Source organism: uncultured Succinivibrio sp., assembly GCF_902756765.1.
Taxonomy (GTDB): Bacteria; Pseudomonadota; Gammaproteobacteria; order Enterobacterales; family Succinivibrionaceae; genus Succinivibrio.
In genome coordinates this window covers 29,098-46,194 of sequence record NZ_CACVSS010000022.1, presented here as the reverse complement: position 1 = coordinate 46,194, position 17,097 = coordinate 29,098, and the positions used below count along the sequence as shown (strand labels likewise).

The 17,097-nt window shown below is 42.4% G+C and carries 22 protein-coding genes and 3 pseudogenes; 22 read left to right on the top strand and 3 right to left on the bottom strand.

Annotation, left to right across the window (positions count from 1 at the left end; translation table 11 throughout):
* Positions 1–36: 36 nt before the first annotated feature.
* From rplN to QZU45_RS04705, 21 genes and pseudogenes are all read left to right on the top strand, one after another.
* Positions 37–405: a 50S ribosomal protein L14 gene (gene rplN, locus QZU45_RS04805; protein ID WP_074840875.1), complete on the top strand. Its 369-nt coding sequence runs from the start codon at positions 37–39 to the stop codon at positions 403–405.
* A 24-nt stretch (positions 406–429) separates the two neighbouring features.
* Positions 430–756 carry a 50S ribosomal protein L24 gene (gene rplX / locus QZU45_RS04800; protein WP_031490573.1) on the top strand — a complete coding sequence of 109 codons (327 nt, stop codon included), beginning with the start codon at positions 430–432 and terminating at the stop codon, positions 754–756.
* A 22-nt stretch (positions 757–778) separates the two neighbouring features.
* Entirely contained in the window at positions 779–1,330 is a 552-nt protein-coding gene (rplE, locus tag QZU45_RS04795) for a 50S ribosomal protein L5 (RefSeq protein ID WP_031490570.1), read from the top strand.
* Positions 1,331–1,345: 15 nt separating this feature from the next.
* Entirely contained in the window at positions 1,346–1,651 is a 306-nt protein-coding gene (gene rpsN / locus QZU45_RS04790) for a 30S ribosomal protein S14 (RefSeq protein WP_031490569.1), read from the top strand.
* Between the two features lie 14 nt (positions 1,652–1,665).
* Positions 1,666–2,055, top strand: coding sequence for a 30S ribosomal protein S8 (gene rpsH, locus QZU45_RS04785; RefSeq protein ID WP_164954395.1), 390 nt, complete (start codon positions 1,666–1,668; stop codon positions 2,053–2,055).
* Positions 2,056–2,069: 14 nt separating this feature from the next.
* Positions 2,070–2,603, top strand: coding sequence for a 50S ribosomal protein L6 (gene rplF, locus QZU45_RS04780; RefSeq protein ID WP_031490567.1), 534 nt, complete (start codon positions 2,070–2,072; stop codon positions 2,601–2,603).
* A gap of 14 nt (positions 2,604–2,617) precedes the next feature.
* Entirely contained in the window at positions 2,618–2,971 is a 354-nt protein-coding gene (gene rplR, locus QZU45_RS04775) for a 50S ribosomal protein L18 (protein WP_074840877.1), read from the top strand.
* Positions 2,972–2,980: 9 nt separating this feature from the next.
* Positions 2,981–3,414: pseudogene (locus tag QZU45_RS04770) on the top strand (30S ribosomal protein S5).
* A 3-nt stretch (positions 3,415–3,417) separates the two neighbouring features.
* Positions 3,418–3,603: a 50S ribosomal protein L30 gene (gene rpmD, locus QZU45_RS04765; protein ID WP_031490563.1), complete on the top strand. Its 186-nt coding sequence runs from the start codon at positions 3,418–3,420 to the stop codon at positions 3,601–3,603.
* A gap of 3 nt (positions 3,604–3,606) precedes the next feature.
* A pseudogene (gene rplO, locus QZU45_RS04760) lies at positions 3,607–4,041 on the top strand (50S ribosomal protein L15); the annotation flags it as partial.
* Positions 4,042–4,282: 241 nt separating this feature from the next.
* On the top strand, positions 4,283–5,593 hold the full coding sequence (gene secY / locus QZU45_RS04755) for a preprotein translocase subunit SecY (RefSeq protein WP_074943276.1): 1,311 nt from the start codon (positions 4,283–4,285) through the stop codon (positions 5,591–5,593).
* Between the two features lie 23 nt (positions 5,594–5,616).
* The gene (rpmJ, locus tag QZU45_RS04750; RefSeq protein ID WP_031490558.1) at positions 5,617–5,730 is read left to right on the top strand and encodes a 50S ribosomal protein L36; all 114 of its coding nucleotides are present in this window, start codon (positions 5,617–5,619) and stop codon (positions 5,728–5,730) included.
* A 189-nt stretch (positions 5,731–5,919) separates the two neighbouring features.
* Positions 5,920–6,276, top strand: coding sequence for a 30S ribosomal protein S13 (rpsM, locus tag QZU45_RS04745; protein WP_031490557.1), 357 nt, complete (start codon positions 5,920–5,922; stop codon positions 6,274–6,276).
* 11 nt (positions 6,277–6,287) lie between these two features.
* Entirely contained in the window at positions 6,288–6,683 is a 396-nt protein-coding gene (gene rpsK / locus QZU45_RS04740; RefSeq protein ID WP_294998402.1) for a 30S ribosomal protein S11, read from the top strand.
* Between the two features lie 31 nt (positions 6,684–6,714).
* Positions 6,715–7,338 (top strand): 30S ribosomal protein S4, encoded by a 624-nt coding sequence (gene rpsD / locus QZU45_RS04735; protein WP_031490553.1) that lies wholly within the window; start codon positions 6,715–6,717, stop codon positions 7,336–7,338.
* Positions 7,339–7,385: 47 nt separating this feature from the next.
* A complete protein-coding gene (locus tag QZU45_RS04730; protein ID WP_295352264.1) occupies positions 7,386–8,378 on the top strand; it encodes a DNA-directed RNA polymerase subunit alpha in 993 nt (330 codons plus the stop codon).
* A gap of 21 nt (positions 8,379–8,399) precedes the next feature.
* Positions 8,400–8,798: a 50S ribosomal protein L17 gene (gene rplQ, locus QZU45_RS04725; protein ID WP_031490551.1), complete on the top strand. Its 399-nt coding sequence runs from the start codon at positions 8,400–8,402 to the stop codon at positions 8,796–8,798.
* Positions 8,799–8,922: 124 nt separating this feature from the next.
* Positions 8,923–9,801 (top strand): annotated as a pseudogene (rpoA, locus tag QZU45_RS04720) (DNA-directed RNA polymerase subunit alpha); the annotation flags it as partial.
* 174 nt (positions 9,802–9,975) lie between these two features.
* Positions 9,976–10,530, top strand: coding sequence for a flavin reductase (locus tag QZU45_RS04715; protein ID WP_295352261.1), 555 nt, complete (start codon positions 9,976–9,978; stop codon positions 10,528–10,530).
* Positions 10,523–10,882 (top strand): hypothetical protein, encoded by a 360-nt coding sequence (locus tag QZU45_RS04710; RefSeq protein WP_295352259.1) that lies wholly within the window; start codon positions 10,523–10,525, stop codon positions 10,880–10,882. The genes QZU45_RS04715 and QZU45_RS04710 overlap by 8 nt, the downstream gene beginning before the upstream one ends.
* Positions 10,883–10,928: 46 nt before the next feature.
* A complete protein-coding gene (locus tag QZU45_RS04705; RefSeq protein ID WP_295352256.1) occupies positions 10,929–11,711 on the top strand; it encodes a hypothetical protein in 783 nt (260 codons plus the stop codon).
* 75 nt (positions 11,712–11,786) lie between these two features.
* Here QZU45_RS04705 and QZU45_RS04700 read toward each other — a convergent pair whose 3' ends face one another.
* Positions 11,787–12,509 carry a L,D-transpeptidase family protein gene (locus QZU45_RS04700; RefSeq protein WP_295352254.1) on the bottom strand — a complete coding sequence of 241 codons (723 nt, stop codon included), beginning with the start codon at positions 12,507–12,509 and terminating at the stop codon, positions 11,787–11,789.
* 123 nt (positions 12,510–12,632) lie between these two features.
* On the opposite strand from QZU45_RS04700, the gene parC reads away from it, so the two are divergent.
* Positions 12,633–14,948 carry a DNA topoisomerase IV subunit A gene (parC, locus tag QZU45_RS04695; RefSeq protein WP_295352251.1) on the top strand — a complete coding sequence of 772 codons (2,316 nt, stop codon included), beginning with the start codon at positions 12,633–12,635 and terminating at the stop codon, positions 14,946–14,948.
* A 56-nt stretch (positions 14,949–15,004) separates the two neighbouring features.
* On the opposite strand, the gene QZU45_RS04690 is transcribed toward parC, so the two are convergent.
* The gene (locus QZU45_RS04690; protein WP_074841244.1) at positions 15,005–15,547 is read right to left on the bottom strand and encodes a YggT family protein; all 543 of its coding nucleotides are present in this window, start codon (positions 15,545–15,547) and stop codon (positions 15,005–15,007) included.
* A 12-nt stretch (positions 15,548–15,559) separates the two neighbouring features.
* Entirely contained in the window at positions 15,560–17,038 is a 1,479-nt protein-coding gene (proC, locus tag QZU45_RS04685; protein WP_295352248.1) for a pyrroline-5-carboxylate reductase, read from the bottom strand.
* Between the last annotated feature and the right edge of the window lie 59 nt (positions 17,039–17,097).

The window sequence follows — 17,097 nt, the reverse complement described above, 5'->3', positions numbered from 1 at the left end:
AGTTGTTTTAATTGGTATTAACCGGAGCATTTACAAATGATCCAGATGCAAAGCATGCTTGACGTTGCCGACAATTCTGGCGCACGTGCTGTTATGTGTATTAAGGTTCTAGGTGGTTCACACCGCCGTTACGCAGGCATTGGCGACATTATTAAGGTGTCTGTAAAAGACGCTATTCCTCGCGGCAAAGTTAAGAAGGGCGACGTACTAGACGCTGTTGTTGTTCGCACCAAGAAAGGTGTTCGCAGACCAGACGGTTCAGTAATTCGCTTTGACAGTAACGCAGCAGTTCTTTTAACTGCACAGCATGAGCCTATTGGTACTCGTATTTTCGGACCTGTTACTCGTGAACTACGTTCAGAGCAGTTTATGAAGATCGTATCATTAGCTCCAGAAGTACTCTAATTTAAAATCGGGAGTATTAAAACTATGGCAGCGAAAATTCGCACCAATGACGAAGTAATCGTTATCACTGGTAAAGATAAGGGCAAGACTGGTAAAGTTACCCGTGTATTACCAAGTGAGCACAAGGTGTTTGTAGAAGGCATTAATGTCAAGAAAAAACACCAGAAACCTAACCCAAATCTTGGCATTCAGGGCGGTATTGTTGACTTAGTAGCACCTATCGATGTTTCTAACGTTGCAATCTATAACCCAGATACTAAGAAAGCAGATCGTGTTGGTTTTAGAGTAGAAGACGGCAAGAAAGTTCGTTTCTTCAAGTCTAACGATAAGACTATCCCTTCAGCTAAGTAGTGTTTATTAAAGGAGAATAACGATGGCGAAACTGCATGATCTATACAAGCAGGAAGTAATCAAAGCCTTAACAGAAAAATTTGGTTACAAGACAATCATGCAAGTCCCTCGGATTGAGAAGATCACCCTGAATATGGGTGTTGGTGAAGCAGTTGCAGACAAGAAAGTTCTAGAGAACGCTGCAAAGGACATGACCGCTATTGCTGGTCAGAAGCCTCTAATCACCAAAGTTCGCAAATCCGTAGCGGGCTTCCATATTCGTGAGGGCTATCCAATCGGTTGTAAAGTTACCCTACGCGGTGAGCGTATGTGGGAGTTCCTCGAGCGTTTAATCGTGATTGCAATTCCACGTATCCGTGATTTCCGTGGCTTATCAGCTAAGTCATTTGATGGTAGAGGAAATTACTCTATGGGCGTACGTGAGCAAATCATTTTCCCTGAGATCGATTTTGATAAAGTTGATACAGTTCGTGGCTTAGATATTACTATCACCACCACTGCTAAGTCAGATGAAGAAGGCAGAGCACTTCTTGAGGCTTTCAACTTCCCATTCCGTACTCAGGCCAACAAGTAATTCGAGGACGAACTAATGGCTAAGACTTCAATGATTTACAGAGATCTTAAGAGAAAGCGTCTTGCAGAGCAGTATCGTGCAAAGCGTGAAGATCTCAAAAAGATTATTTCAAGTGTTTCTTCTTCTGATGAAGAGCGCTTCGCTGCAGTGCAAGCATTAGCTTCACTACCTCGCGATTCAAGCCCTTCACGTCAGCGTAACCGCTGCAGTGAGACTGGTCGTCCACATGGTTACTTACGTAAGTTCGGTTTATGCCGTATCAAGCTACGTGAGCACATGATGCGTGGCGAGATCCCTGGTCTACACAAGGCTAGCTGGTAAGAGGAGAGATACAAATGATGCAAGATCCTATTGCGGATTTACTAACCCGCATTCGCAACGGCCAGGCATCTGGCAAAGTTTCCGTTTCAATGCCTTCATCAAAGTTAAAGGTTGCTATTGCTAACCTACTACTGAAGGAAGGTTACATTTCTTCAGTTTCTGAGAACGGAGACGTTAAGAAGGTTTTAGAAATTGGCCTTAAGTACTACGAAGGAGCTCCAGTTATCGAGTTAATCCAGCGTGTTTCACGTCCTGGTCTTCGTATTTACAAGAGAAGCAACGAGCTACCACGTATCATGAACGGTTTAGGTATCGCTGTTATCTCTACTTCTAAAGGCTTAATGACCGATCGTGCTGCCCGTAAGGACGGCCTGGGCGGCGAAGTTATCTGCTACGTCGCATAATTTAGGGAGGCAACATGTCACGTATTGCTAAGGAACCTATCGTTGTTCCTCAGGGCGTCGAAGTTTCTCTCGACGGTCAGAAAGTTACCATCAAGTCTAAGAAAGGCGAGATGAGCTTAAATGTACATCCTTTAGTTACTGTTACCGTTGATAACGGCCAGATTAAGGTTGCACAGAAAGATGAGTCTCAGGACTCAAACATGCAGTCTGGTACCACTCGTGCTCTTCTACACAACATGGTTGTTGGTTTAGATAAGGGCTTCGAGAAGGCATTAAAGCTAGTTGGTGTTGGTTACCGTGCTGCTGTTAAGGGTAAGGTTCTAAACTTAGTTTTAGGCTACTCACATCCAATCGATTTCGAGCTACCAGAGGGTATCACCGCTGAGTGCCCAGCTCAGACTGACATTATTCTAAAGAGCTATGATAAGGCTCTGCTAGGTCAGGTTGCAGCTAAGGTTCGCGCATTCCGTGCTCCTGAGCCATACAAGGGCAAGGGTGTTCGTTATGCTGACGAAATCATTCACATTAAAGAAGCTAAGAAGAAATAATAGGGTGGCATAACATGTTCGATAAGAAAGAAGCACGCATTCGCCGCGCTACTAAGTCTCGTGCAAAGATGCATGAGTTAGGTGTAACCCGTTTAGTTGTTACCCGTACTCCACGTCACATTTATGCACAGATTATCAGCAATGATAACCGTGTTTTAGCTTCAGCTAGCACTTTAGATAAGGACCTTGCAAAGGACCTTAAGTACACTGGCAACATCGAGGCTGCTAAGGCAGTTGGTAAGGCTGTTGCTGAGCGTGCAATTGCAGCTAAGGTTGAAACCGTAGCTTTTGACAGATCAGGCTATCAGTATCACGGTCGTGTAGCAGCATTAGCTGACGCAGCTCGTGAAGCCGGCCTTAAGTTCTAGGAGTGTGAAATGCAACACAAAGACGAAACTCAAGCTGGCGAGCTGCAGGAAAAATTAGTTGCAGTTAATCGTGTAGCTAAAGTTGTAAAAGGTGGTCGTATTTTCTCTTTCACCGCTCTCAGAAGGCAATTGAGCAGGCTCGCCGTAACGTAAACAGCAATATTCAGTTAAACAATGGAACCTTATTCCACGCTGTTAAGGGTGAGCATTCAGGTTCTATGGTTTACATGCAGCCTGCATCAGAAGGTACCGGTATTATTGCTGGTGGTGCTATGCGTGCTGTTCTTGAAGTAGCTGGTGTTCGTAATGTTCTAGCTAAGGCTTACGGTTCAACAAACCCAATCAACGTAGTTCGTGCTACTGTTGCTGCTTTAGCTTCAATGCGTACTCCTGAGGCAATTGCTGCAAAGCGTGGCCTTTCAGTTAAGGAAATTCTGGAGTAAAAAATGGCAGATAAGAAAACCGTTAAAGTTACTCTAATTAAGAGCGTTATTGGTCGCAAGCCAAAGCACGTTGAGACTGTTAAAGGTCTAGGCTTACGCCGTATTCGTCACACTGTTGAGCTAGAGGATACTCCATCAGTTCGCGGTATGATTAATAAGGTTAGCTACTTACTAAAGGTAGAGGAGTAAACCATGCAACTAAACACTTTAAAGCCTGCAGAGGGATCACGCAAGGTTTCTAACCGCGTTGGTCGTGGTATTGGTTCAGGCTTAGGTAAGACCTGTGGTCGTGGTGTTAAGGGTGCTGGCGCACGTAAGAGCGCTCACAAGCGTCCAGGCTTCGAAGGCGGTCAGATGCCATTAAAGATCCGTTTACCAAAATTTGGTTTCTGGTCTCCAAAGGCTGACGTTACTGCTGAAGTAACACTAAACGATTTAAATCGTATCGAAGGTGATGTTGTTGATATGAATGCTTTATTAGCAGCTCGTTTAATCAACAAGAAAGTTAAGTACGTAAAGGTTGTATTATCACGCGTTCCTAACTTCACCAAGAAGATCACTCTAAAGGGCTTAGGCTGCACCAAGGGTGCTAAGGCTGCTATTGAGGCAGTTGGCGGTACCGTTGAGATTGCTCAGTACACTACTGATGCAGCTGCTCGTCGCGAGTTATCAAACAAGAAGTCAGCTGCTAAGCAGAAGACTCGTTTAGATAACCTAGCAGCAGTTGGCAAGGTAAAGCCTGCCAAGAAGACTGCAGAGCAGAAGGCAGCAAAAAAGGCTGCTAGAGGCTAGTTATTAACGGGGGCTTTATAGCCCCCTAATGAGGTTTTGCATGGCTAGAAAGTCGCTTTTTGAAAGAAGTCGCGAAATGGCAAATCAGCAGACTAAGGGCTCTGGCGAATTACGTCAGCGTCTTTTATTTGTTGTTATTGCTTTAATTATGTTCAGACTTGGTTCATATATTCCTGTTCCAGGTGTGAATGCTGACGTACTTCAACGCGTTTTCGATTCGCAAAGCGGAACCATTATTGGCATGTTCAACATGTTCTCTGGAGGCGCTTTAGAGCGTGCTTCAGTTTTAGCATTAGGTATCATGCCATATATCTCTGCATCAATTATCATCCAATTGCTTGCTGTTATTAACAAGGATTTAGCTGCTCTTCGTAAAGAAGGTGAGTCTGGTCGTCGTAAGATTACTCAGTACACACGTATTTCAACAGTGCTCCTTGCAGCAATTCAGGCTTTTGGTATGGCAACCGGTATTCCAAACATGATGCCTGGATTAGTTGATAATCCTGGTTTCGGTTTCTACTTTGTTACAACTGTTAGCTTAGTAACCGGTACTATGTTGCTAATGTGGCTTGGTGAACAGATTACCGAGCGTGGCGTTGGAAATGGTATTTCACTTATCATTTTCGCTGGTATCGTAGCAGGTCTGCCTTCAGCACTTGCAAGAACCTTTGAGCAGTCACGTCAGGGTGATTTATCAACCATCGCATTGCTACTGATTGGTGTAGTTGTGGTCCTAGTGACCTTCTTCGTGGTTTTCGTTGAGCGCGGTCAGCGTAAGATCGTAATCGAATACGCTAAACGCCAGATGGGTAATAGAATTTACTCTCAGCCACGCTCTAATTTACCATTAAAGATCAACTTATCAGGTGTTATTCCAGCAATTTTTGCTTCATCAATTATTCTGTTCCCTGGTACTGTTGTATCTTGGTTCGGCCAAGGCGATAATGCTGTAGCTAATGTTTTAAGCAGCATTTCAGTGTTCTTACAACCTGGTCAGCCTCTATATGAATTACTATATGCAGCTGCTATCGTATTCTTTACCTTCTTCTATACTGCACTTGTGTTTAATCCTCGTGAAGTAGCAGAGAACTTAAAGAAGGGTGGTGCCTTTATTCCTGGTATCCGTCCTGGTGAGCAGACAGCAAGATTCATTGATAAGGTAATGACTCGTCTAACCTTAAGTGGTTCTTTATACATGGTAGCAGTATGCCTTGTTCCACAGTTACTTATGAATTGGTTTAATGTCCAGTTCTATTTCGGTGGTACATCATTATTGATTATTGTTGTTGTATGCATGGACTTCGTATCTCAGTTACAGAGTCACATGATGAATCAGCAGTATGGCGACATCATGCGTAAAGCAAATTTAAGAAATTACGGTCGTTAATATTTGTTAATTGGAGAATAAAAATGAAAGTTGGTGCTTCAGTTAAAAAGATTTGCCGCAACTGCAAAATTGTTCGTCGCAATGGTGTAGTACGTGTTATCTGCGATAATCCAAAGCATAAGCAGCGTCAGGGCTAATGCTTTAAATATGCAATTTATGTTGCATATTTAGATTAAAATCTGTATAATCATACAGCTTAAAAAGCACTAAGAGAAATCTTGGTGCTTTTCTGACATGCCAAAGTGCACTATAGCGGTTGTCGCGTATCCTAACGGGCTTTGCGACAGCCTTTGTTTTAAACCGACCTATGTTATAGGAGATCAATAGTGGCCCGTATAGCTGGCATTAATGTGCCTGATCAGAAGATCGCCGTGATTGCTTTACAGTCAATCTATGGTATCGGCCCAACCCGCGCTAGCGAAATCTTAGCTAACGCTGGTGTTGATGAGTATGCTAAGTTAAAAGACTTAGATGAGACTGTCATCGACAAGATTCGTGCCGAAGTTGGCAAGTTCACCGTTGAAGGTGACTTACGCCGTGAAATTTCTATGAACATCAAGCGCCTAATGGACTTAGGTACTTATCGTGGTTTACGTCACCGCAGAGGTTTACCAGTACGTGGTCAGCGTACTAAGACTAATGCACGTACTCGTAAGGGTCCACGTAAGAGCATTAAGAAGTAGGAGAGCTTTAGATGGCAGAAATTAATAACAAGGCTCGCACAAGCAAGCGCTCAAAGAAGCAGGTTGCTGATGGCGTAGCTCATATCCATGCATCTTTCAATAACACTATCGTAACCATTTCAGATCGACAGGGTAACGTTCTTTCATGGGCAACCGCAGGTGGTTCAGGTTTCCGTGGTTCACGTAAATCAACTCCATATGCTGCACAGGTTGCTGCTGAGCGTGCAGGCGAGTCTGCAAAAGAGTTCGGTGTTAAGAACCTTGAAGTTATGGTAAAGGGACCAGGTCCTGGTCGTGAGTCTTCAATCCGTGCTTTAAATGCACAGGGTTACAAGATCACTAACATTACTGATGTTACCCCTATCCCTCATAACGGTTGTCGCCCACCTAAAAAGCGTCGCGTATAACCTGTCGAGTTCAATTTCTGGAGAAAGATAAATGGCAAAATATACAGGTCCAGCCCTGAAATTAAGCCGCCGTGAGGGTGTAGACTTATTCTTAAAGTCAGGCGTTCGCGCAATTGACACCAAGTGCAAGTTAGATACTGCACCTGGTCAGCATGGCGCAAACAAAGCACGTCTATCAGATTACGGCATGCAGTTACGTGAGAAGCAGAAGGTTCGTCGTATTTACGGCGTTCTAGAGCGTCAGTTCCGTAACTACTACAAGAAAGCTTCAAGAATGAATGGTAACACCGGTGAGAACCTGTTACAGCTTCTAGAGGCTCGTTTAGATAACGTTGTTTATCGTATGGGTTTTGGTTCAACTCGTATGGAAGCACGTCAGTTAGTAAGCCACAAGGCTATTACTGTAAACGATCAGATCGTAAACATTCCTTCTTACCAGGTTCAGCCTTCTGATGTTGTAGCTGTTCGCGAAAAGGCTAAGAAGCAGTTACGTATCAAGGCAGCTATCGATTTAAGCGGTCAGCGTGCTACAAAACCTACTTGGATCGATGTTGATCACGATCATATGAAGGGTACTTATAAGAGCAATCCTGAGCGTGCAGAGCTACCTTCTGATATCAAGGAAGCACTGATCGTCGAATTGTATTCTAAGTAATTTAGGCAACATTGCCAGCACCGCTTTAACAATGTGGGGTATCTCTAGTGTCTGTTGTTGAACTACTAAAGCCAAAGCCAGTTGATTATAATGAAATCAGTCCAAATCATGCACGTTTAGTGCTTGAGCCTTTGGAGCGTGGTTTCGGTTATACTCTTGGTGTAGCTTTAAGTGGAATTTTACTAAAGACCCTGTCTGGAACAGCAATTGATGCATTCCAGATGGCGGGCGTAAAGAATGTAAACAGCAAAAAGGATGATCTTGTTGAAAGTATTTTCGAAGTGGTTATGAATTTAAAATCACTTGCAATTACTTCAAAAGAGCCTCTTACTGAGCCTGTTTGGTTAACAATTGAGAGACGTGGCGAGGGAGAAGTTCATGCTTCTGACATCGTATGTCCTGAAAATTTATCATTTGTTGACCCTGAAGCCCGTATTTGCACTTTAAAAGGTGCCAAGGCTTCGTTGTCGATGAAACTTCGCATTACCTCAGGTTGTGGCTATGTTAAAACCACCTCTGAGGACCATGTACCTGCCGAGTCAGAGGACGTTATTCTGATTGATGCTAACTACTGCCCAGTACGTCGTTACGTATATGAGGTTGAGTCAGCTCGTGTTGAACAGCGTACAGACTTAGACAGATTAGTCATTGATATGGAAACCGATGGAACTATTGCTCCAGAGGTTGCCTTAATGAAAGCTTCTAGCCTGATCTGTGACAGCATGGTAAATCTGGTTGATAAGGAAGAAATCAGTGAGAGAGTTGTTACTCCAGCTGCTCCTCCTATGCCAGATCCTGTTTTAATGCAGCTTGTTGATGATTTAGAGCTTACTGTTCGTTCAGCAAACTGCTTAAAGGCGGAGCAAATCATTTACATCGGCGATTTGGTACAAAGAACTGAAGTTGAACTTCTAAAGACTCCAAATCTAGGTAAGAAGTCATTAAATGAAATTAAGGATGTTCTTGCTCAGAGAAATCTGTCTTTAGGTATGCGTGTGGCTAACTGGCCTCCTGCAGGACTTCGTGTGCCAAACAAATAACTGTTTTAGAAGGAATTAAAAATGCGTCATCGTTTAAGTGGCCGTCATTTAGGTCGTACTTCAGCACATCGTGCTGCTCTGTACCGTAACCTAGCTAAGGCATTAATCACTTACGAAGTAATCAAGACCACTGTTCCTAAGGCTAAGGAACTACGTCGCTTCGTTGAGCCATTAATCACTCTAGCTAAGGTTGATACTGTTGCTAACCGTCGTTTAGCTTTTGCTCGTCTTCGTGACGATGCAGTTGTAGCTAAGCTTTTCACTGTTATCGGTAAGCTATCTGCTAACCGTAACGGCGGCTACACCCGTATCTTAAAGGCTGGTTTACGTGCATGTGATAGAGCACCAGTTGCTTACATCATGCTAACTGACCGCCCAGAAGTTGCTGAAGAGTCAAAAGATTCATCTGCAGCTGAATAAAAATCCTGATGGGCGCTGTCTAACTGCGCCCATTTAGATTTTCTAGCTTACTAACTGTACTTAAAAACGAGGGTGAGACCTTGGATCAGATCATTGATTCTATTAAGCCAAACATAAAAGATGTGTAGGCACAGCACTCCGTCGTATTATGCTGTCCTCTATTCCTGGATATGCCATCACCGCAGTTGAAATTGATGGTGTAGTGCATGAATACAGTGCAGTAGAAGGCATACAAGAAGATATTCTTCTTATTCTTTTAAATCTAAAAGAAGTTGCTGTAGCTGCTGAAGGAATGCTAAGAGATGAACCAGTTCTTCATATTAGAAAGAAAGGCATTGGCCCTGTAACTGCAGGTGATATTCAGTGTCCTGCTGGCATCGAAATTAGAAATCCTGAGCAGATCATCTGTCATCTGACAGAAGAAAACAAAGAACTTAATATGCACCTTCACGTAACCCGTGGTCGTGGATATGTTCCTTCAGTAAATCATCCACACGTAGATGGCACTGAAGAAAGATTTATTGGTCGTCTACTGATTGACGCTTCTTACTGCCCAGTATTAAATGTTGCAGTTCACACTGCACCACTAGCTGACAAGAAAGAGCAGTTAATACTAGACATCGAAACCAACGGAACAATTGATCCAAAGAATGCAGTTGGCATTGCTGCAACTATTTTTGCTGATCAGTTAAATTCATTCGTTGACATCAGAAATTCTGTAGCACCTGCTGAAGATGCTTCATTCCGTCCTCTAATCGATCCTAAGCTGATCTGTCCTGTTGAGGATTTAGAGTTAACTGTTCGTTCAGCTAACTGCTTAAAGACTGAAGGCATTAAATACATTGGTGATCTTGTACAGAAGACTGAAGTTGAGCTTCTTAAGACTCCAAATCTTGGTAAAAAATCTCTTACCGAGATCAAGGATGTTCTTGCTGAGAGAGGTTTATCTCTTGGTATGCGCCTAGAGAACTGGCCTCCAGCAGAGCTTGATTCAATAATGTAATTTACAAATGGCCGCATCTTTTATGCGGCTGTTTTATATCTGTCCTCTCATTTTTCTTAATATTTCTTCTTTGTTTCGTAATCTTTGTAATTGTCACTAGTCTCTTAATTTCAATTCGTGCTATTCTTTTCTCAGTTGTTATATATACATAAATAACTAACTAAGGATTATTACATGTATAAGAAGATTGAATCCAACCTGGCTTACAGAGCTTTTACCGGTGGTCCTATGATTTGTATTTTTACCAAGTCAAAGGATGGAACTCCAAATGGTATGAGTGCTGCCTGGAATTGTCCTTTTGATACTGACGAGTTAATTCTTGTTTTGGACAAAGGGCATACTACTTCAGAGAACATTCGTAACGGAAGTAAGATTGTTGTAGCTGTTCCTGCTTCTAATCAGATTTCAGAAATTCTTAAACTAGGTTCTATTCATGGTAGAGACTGTTCTGTTAATAAATTTGTTGAGCAGAACGTTGATACAGAGGAATCAGAGCTGTTTAAGTTCCCGGTTATCAAGGGGGCTTTAGCATACTTTGAGTGTGAGCTTAATGATAAGGCTCTGTTCGAGGATAAAGGAATCTGTCTTGTAAAGGTTAGGAACTGCTATGTTCAGGAGAATATGTGGGATGAGGCTTCTAAGAGCTTCAAAAAAGGCTGTCTGAACAGCCTCCACCATGTATCAGAGGCAGTATTCTGTACCGGCGGAGAACTAGTTTCAAATGATTGATATTAATGCTTTAACAGAAGACGAGTTCAACGATTACGTTGATTATGCACTTGATCTTTTTCATATCCTAGCTTCAGATGCTCTTCCTATCAATGACGAAGATGCCTATGACAGGCTGTACAGACTGGATACAGATGAAGACTACTCCATGGAAATTTCGCTGAGAAATGCTGATGAAAGGGATGAGTTTGCTCCTGATATCGGAGAGCCTGATCAGGTCTTATGTGCTACGGTTCAGTTTGTAGCTGCTGAGGGTTCCTTAAAGAATGATATTAAAGCTGTTGAAATCTTCTTTAACGAGCACCGAGATGATGATGCTAATCTTTCTGCAATCTGGTTTCCAGATGACTAAAGGTGCTCATCTATTGATATAGCAAGTTGTAAAAAGTGTCGCGTATATGACTGAAACAGTTGCTACTAAACCAAGAACACGAGATCTGTTTCTCTTAAAGGCTTTAAATGCAACCTTCAAACTTCCATTTGTTAAGGTCGATCGCGAACGCTTTTTACGAAAAGCTTTATTATCTGCAGGATGCACTTCAGATCAGATAGAGCAGGCCATTAAAACATCACCTTTGGAAGTCCTGTCATCCGAAGAGCTGAAGACTCTTGCCATGAAGATTAGACGCCACCACAGGACTGGATTATCGGCATTATCTGCTGCCTGTGGTGTCCCAGGCGGTATCTTTATTTTTGTTGCTGTTCCTGTGGATACTGTTCAATTCTTTTATCATACTTTTGTTCTTTCTCAGAAAATAGCCTATATTTACGGCTTTCCTCCTTGTATGACTGAAGAGGAATTTCGGGATATGATGATTATTGCTCTGGGAGTTGGAGCTGGAGTCAGCAAGGCGAACAAGGCCTTTAAGTTTGTTGCCAAACAGGCAAAGAAGCAGCTTATATCTCAGCTGCAGAAACATCAGGAACTGCTCCTGCCTCAGCTAATAAGAGAAGTATGCAAAGCACTTGGTGTAAAACTTACCAACAATACTTTAACTCAGATAATAAGAAAGGGAATACCTCTTATTTCTGCAATAATATCAGCCATATTTGCCTATACTATTTTTACTATAGAAAGTAACAGAATTATCTCTGCCTTTGAGAATGCGGTTACAGGAAAGAATGACGAGGATTTTATGGTGATTAAGTCTTCAGATGAAAATTCTCACATGGAATCATAAAAAAAGTGGAATGGGTCTCTTCCATAAAACAAAACCTGCATAGAAGCAGGCTTTGTCAGAGAGATAGCTTCCTTCTTAAGGATTGATGGTAATTGGAGTTCCCTCATCTACCATTGACAGGAAGATATCCATGTCAGGATTCAGAAGAGCGATACAGCCGTTGGTCCAGTTGGTTCTCTGGATTGAGTCATGATACTCTCTCTTTGAATTTGGCTGACCGTGAACCATGATCATGCCGCCAGGTCTTCTGCCGTATTTACGAGCATTCTCAATATCCTGTGCATTTGGATAAGAGATATGAATTGCTTTGTAGAAACTTGAACGTCTTTTTACATAATCCAGAATATAGGTTCCCTCAGGTGTTCTGCGGTCACCTTCAAACATCTTTTTACCTTCCGGTCTGTCTGACAGGGCAATCCAGAATTTTCTGACTTCCTGTCCATCTTTCATCAGGATCATCTGATGGGCTCTCTTGTTAACTATCACTCTATCAACTATTTTATTGGTGAAAGTGGATGAATGCGTAACTGCCTCAGTATTGGTAGAGTTTGATCCAAGATTAGTTGTTCCTGTAGGCTTACCGGTTAATGAAGCTGATGACTGATAATCAGGATAGATTGAATTTATAAAATCTGCTGATTTTCCCTGTTTGCCGTAATCGAACTGAGCATCATAAGGAATAGAAGAGCTTACGGCTCTAGCTAAAAGAGAATCTGGAATATCGTGAACATTCTTTGCAGATGCAGAAAAAATACAGCCAACAAGTGCTAAAGCTGATAAAAAACGTACATATCTCATAACGTATACCATGAATCGAAGTACACAAAAAAATTTAAATTATTTGCTGTATTGTTTTAAAATATAATTGTTATATATATAAATTATAAACGCAACGCCCGTTGTTGTGTGAGAAAAATTTAGATGTCAGAAGAAAAAAATCGAAATTTAAGCCTTGAGGGCATCGAACTGATGCCTTTACAGCAGTTTGCTGAAAATGCCTATCTGAATTACTCCATGAGTGTGATCAGAGATCGTGCACTGCCATCTGTTGCTGACGGTATGAAACCTGTACAGCGACGAATTGTGTATGCCATGGCAAAGCTCGGCATCAACTTTAAAGCAAAGCATGTAAAGTCAGCAAGAACTGTTGGTGAAGTTCTGGGTAAGTATCATCCTCACGGCGACAGTGCCTGTTATGAGGCCATGGTGCTGATGGCTCAGCCATTCTCCTACAGATATCCTCTGGTCGACGGCCAGGGAAACTGGGGTGATGTGGAAGATCCTAAGTCATTTGCTGCTATGCGTTATACCGAATCCAGACTTGCTCCTTATTCAGAGGTGCTGCTGCAGGATCTTAATACCGGCTGTGTCGAGTGGATTCCAAATTTTGACGGTACTGTGGATGAGCCTAAATATCTTCCGGCTCGTCTGCCAAATATTCTTCTAAACGGTACAACCGGTATTGCGGTAGGCATGGCTACCGACATCCCACCTCATAATCTGAATGAGATAGCCAACGCCGTGGTTCATCTGATTGATAAGCCGGATGCTTCAGTAGATGATCTGATGCAGTTTGTTCCTGCTCCAGATTATCCTTGTGCTGCTGAGATTACCAATTCCCCTGAGGAATTAAGAAAGATTTATGAGACCGGCAGAGGTACAATCAGACAGCGTGCTGTCTATACTGTCGAGAAGAATGAGATTATCATTACCTCTCTTCCTTATCAGATTTCTGTAGGAACTATCGAAAAGCAGATTGCTGATCTGATGAGCAAGAAGAAACTGCCTCTGGTTTCTGATATTACCAATGCCTCAGACAGAAACAATCCAATACGTATTGTAATCACACCTCGCTCTAACCGTGTGAACATAGATGAGCTGATGGAGCATCTGTATGCTGTAACCTCTCTTGAGAACACCTACAGAGTTAATATCAATATTCTGGGACTTGATGGTAAACCTGCAGTTAAGGATTTGAAGACTATCCTTAAAGAGTGGCTGGTATTCAGAATCGAGACTGTTAAGAAGAGATTGTCTCACCGCCTTGAAGCTGTAAACAAGAGACTGCATCTCTTAGAAGGTTTCATGATGGTTATTCTCAATATCGATGAGGTAATTGAGATTATCCGCCATGAAGATGATCCTAAGAGTAAGCTGATTGAGAGATTCGGCCTGTCAGAAGCTCAGGTTGAATATATTCTTGAGACCAAACTGCGTCAGCTGGCCCGACTTGAAGAACTCAAGATTAAAGCTGAGATGGATAAGCTTAACGACGAAAAGAAACATCTTGAGACACTGTTAGGCTCAGAGGCTCGTTTTAAGACTTTCCTTAAAAAAGAAATTCTTGCAGATGCAAAACTATACGGTGATGAGAGACGCTGTCCTGTAGTTCAGAGAGAGGCTGCTGTAGCTATTAAGGAAGAGGAGCTTATTCCAAGTACTCCTGTTACAGTTGTTCTCTCAAAGATGGGCTGGGTTCGTGCCGCATCCGGTCATGACGTTGATGCCTCATCTCTCAATTACCGTTCTGGAGACAAGTTCCTGTCAAAGGCATCCGGTAAGACTAATGATCAGGCCTGCTTCATCTCCACACTTGGTCGTGCCTACAGCGTTGATATTAAAGACCTCCCATCTGCCAGAGGTCAGGGAGAGCCTCTGTCTGCCAAGGTAAACTTCCAGCCAGGTGAAAAAGCCTGTCACGTGGTGATCCCTCACAAGGACAAGTATCTGGTGGTAGCCTCGGACAAGGGTAGAGGATTCATAACTCTGTCTACTGATATGCAGACAAGAGCAAAGGCTGGTAAGGCTTTAATCAATCTTGATGAGGATGCAGTAATTCTGCCTCCGGTTGAGGTTATCAACAGGAAGACAGACCTGCTTGCTGTTGCAAGTAAGGCAGGTCGTCTGCTTATTTACAAGCTGGATGAACTTCCTGAGCTTTCATCTGGAAAGGGTAACAAGCTTATGGGACTTAATACCGCTAAGGTAACCATTGGCGCTGATGGCCTTGCTACTATGGCGATTATCCCTGAAGGTGCCTCCTTAACTGTTCATTCAGGCAAGAAGATTATCAAGCTGAATAATAAGGAAATTCTTGAAAGACTTGGAAGCAGAACCAAGGTAGGTGATATGCTTCCTCGCGGATATCAGAAGATTACTTCATTAGAAGTTGAACTTCCTAAGATTGATGCTGATGAGAATATTGAGGAAGAGATTCCTGAGTTTACGCTTGAGTAACGGTTAAAGAAGTTTGAAGAAGGTCTCCAGCCACTAAATATGACTGGAGATTTTTTTTATAGGATTGCCCAGTTCATGCCAAATATTGAATAGGCCAGTCTGTTTAGAGCAAAGATAGCGATCATCACAATCATCAGAGAGATATCAATCATTCCGATAGGTGGAATAATCTTCTGCACAGGTGCTACGATAGGGTAGGTCAGCTGTCCGAACATGAAGCTGTATTCTCTGGTGGCAGGAAGCCATGAGCATAGAGCCTGAGCTAAAAGCAGAAACAGCAGCAGATATCCGAAACTCTTAATAGTCATTAGCGCACCATACATAATAATTGCGGTAATATTTACTGAACCGCCGAATATTGTAATCAGTCCGAACCAGAACATAAGGGCCAGTACAAAGGCAACAATAAATCCTGCATAGTAAAAGCCTTTAATGTTTCTGTTTCTGAAAGGTAACAATTTCATTACCGGTTCGGTCAGCTTTACAACCAGCTGAGTTGCCGGATGGTAGTAGTCAATACCTGAACTCTGCATTAAAGAACGCAGCTCGAACAGTATGATTACTGCTTCAGCAAGCATAATGTAGAAATTTAATTGCATGTTATTTTCCGTTTAAAACATCTTTTCAAATTCATATGTTCTATCAAGACTGGCCTGAACAGTATTCTTTATAATCTGTTCAAAATTGCCCTCAGTCATCTTGCACAGACCTGCGTAGGTAGTACCGCCCTTTGAGGTTACAGCTTCACGCAGTGAGGCTAAGGTACAGTCCTGATTCTTAAGTGACATATTAGCTGATCCGAGAACAGTTTGCTCGACAATTTTTCTTGCATTGTCCTCAGAAAGACCGTGAGCTACAGCTTCAGCGATTAAAGCTTCCATGAATCTGTACACAAAAGCAGGACCACAGCCGGCAACTGCTCCGATAACATTAAGATTATCCTCATCACCTACAATGCAGGTACCCATTTTTTCAAGCATCTTTTCACTCAGCTGCTTTTCATTGTCGCTGACTTCTGAGTCATAAACTACAGCAATCACACCTAAGCCGAGTTTTGCCGGAGTATTAGGCATGATGCGGATGATCTTTCTGGTATTAAGCTTTTTCTCAATTGATCTCAGTTTGTAGCCTGCCGCCATAGACACAAACAGCTTGTGGTTTAAGGCAATACCTGAAGCTGCCAGTTCATCCAGAACAGAGGTCAGAATCTGAGGCTTTACTCCGAGGAACACTGTGTCAGCATTCTTCAGAGCTTCAATATTGTCGGTGGTGATAACAGAGCCTTTTGCCTTGAATTTTTCTAGTTTCTCAAGATGCGGTCCTGATATGGTGATATTCTGTGGATTAAAGCCTGAGGCTATAATGCTTTCATAAATGCAGGTGGACATATTGCCTCCACCGATGAAAGCGATTTTCTGATTGTCTGTGTTCATTGTCTTGTATTCTCTTGCGCCAAAAATAGCTGTACCGATTCTAACCTCGGTGGTTTGATTCTTTACTGCAATATCCAGATCATGAGTCATTCCGATGGAGAGGATATTAAAGTCCTCAAGTTTCTTTGAGTACTCATCAAATAAGGACTTTAATTTAGAAAATTCTTTATCGATTACCTCAAAATCAGGAGTATCCATGCCCACGCCCATAAAGCCTCTAAGCTTCAGTTTCGGACATTTCTGTATGGTTTCAATCAGGGTGTCGATTTCACTGATTGCACAGCCTGATTTCTGATCCTCATCAGAGATGTTCACCTGAATGAGAACCTCAAGAGGAGGAAGTCCTTCCGGTCTCTGATCATTTAAGCGGGTAGCCACAATTGCTCGGTCCAGACTCTCCACCATATCAAAATGCTCTGCGATAAGACGGGTTTTGTTTTTCTGGATTGGTCCGATGAAATGCCAGATTATATCCCTGTAGCCCTGTTCCTTAAGATGGGCGATTTTTTCGCTGGCTTCTACTGCATAGGATTCACCGAAATGACGTTCACCGCAGTTATATGCGGCAATGATTTTTTCTTCAGATCTGCCGTATTTACTGCATGAAGTTATTATTTCCTGGTGGACTTTTGATAAATTCTCTCTAATCTCGTCCATATATAAGCCTTTTTTAAATCAAAAATATAGAGTATTATATGCCTCCACAAGAATTATTC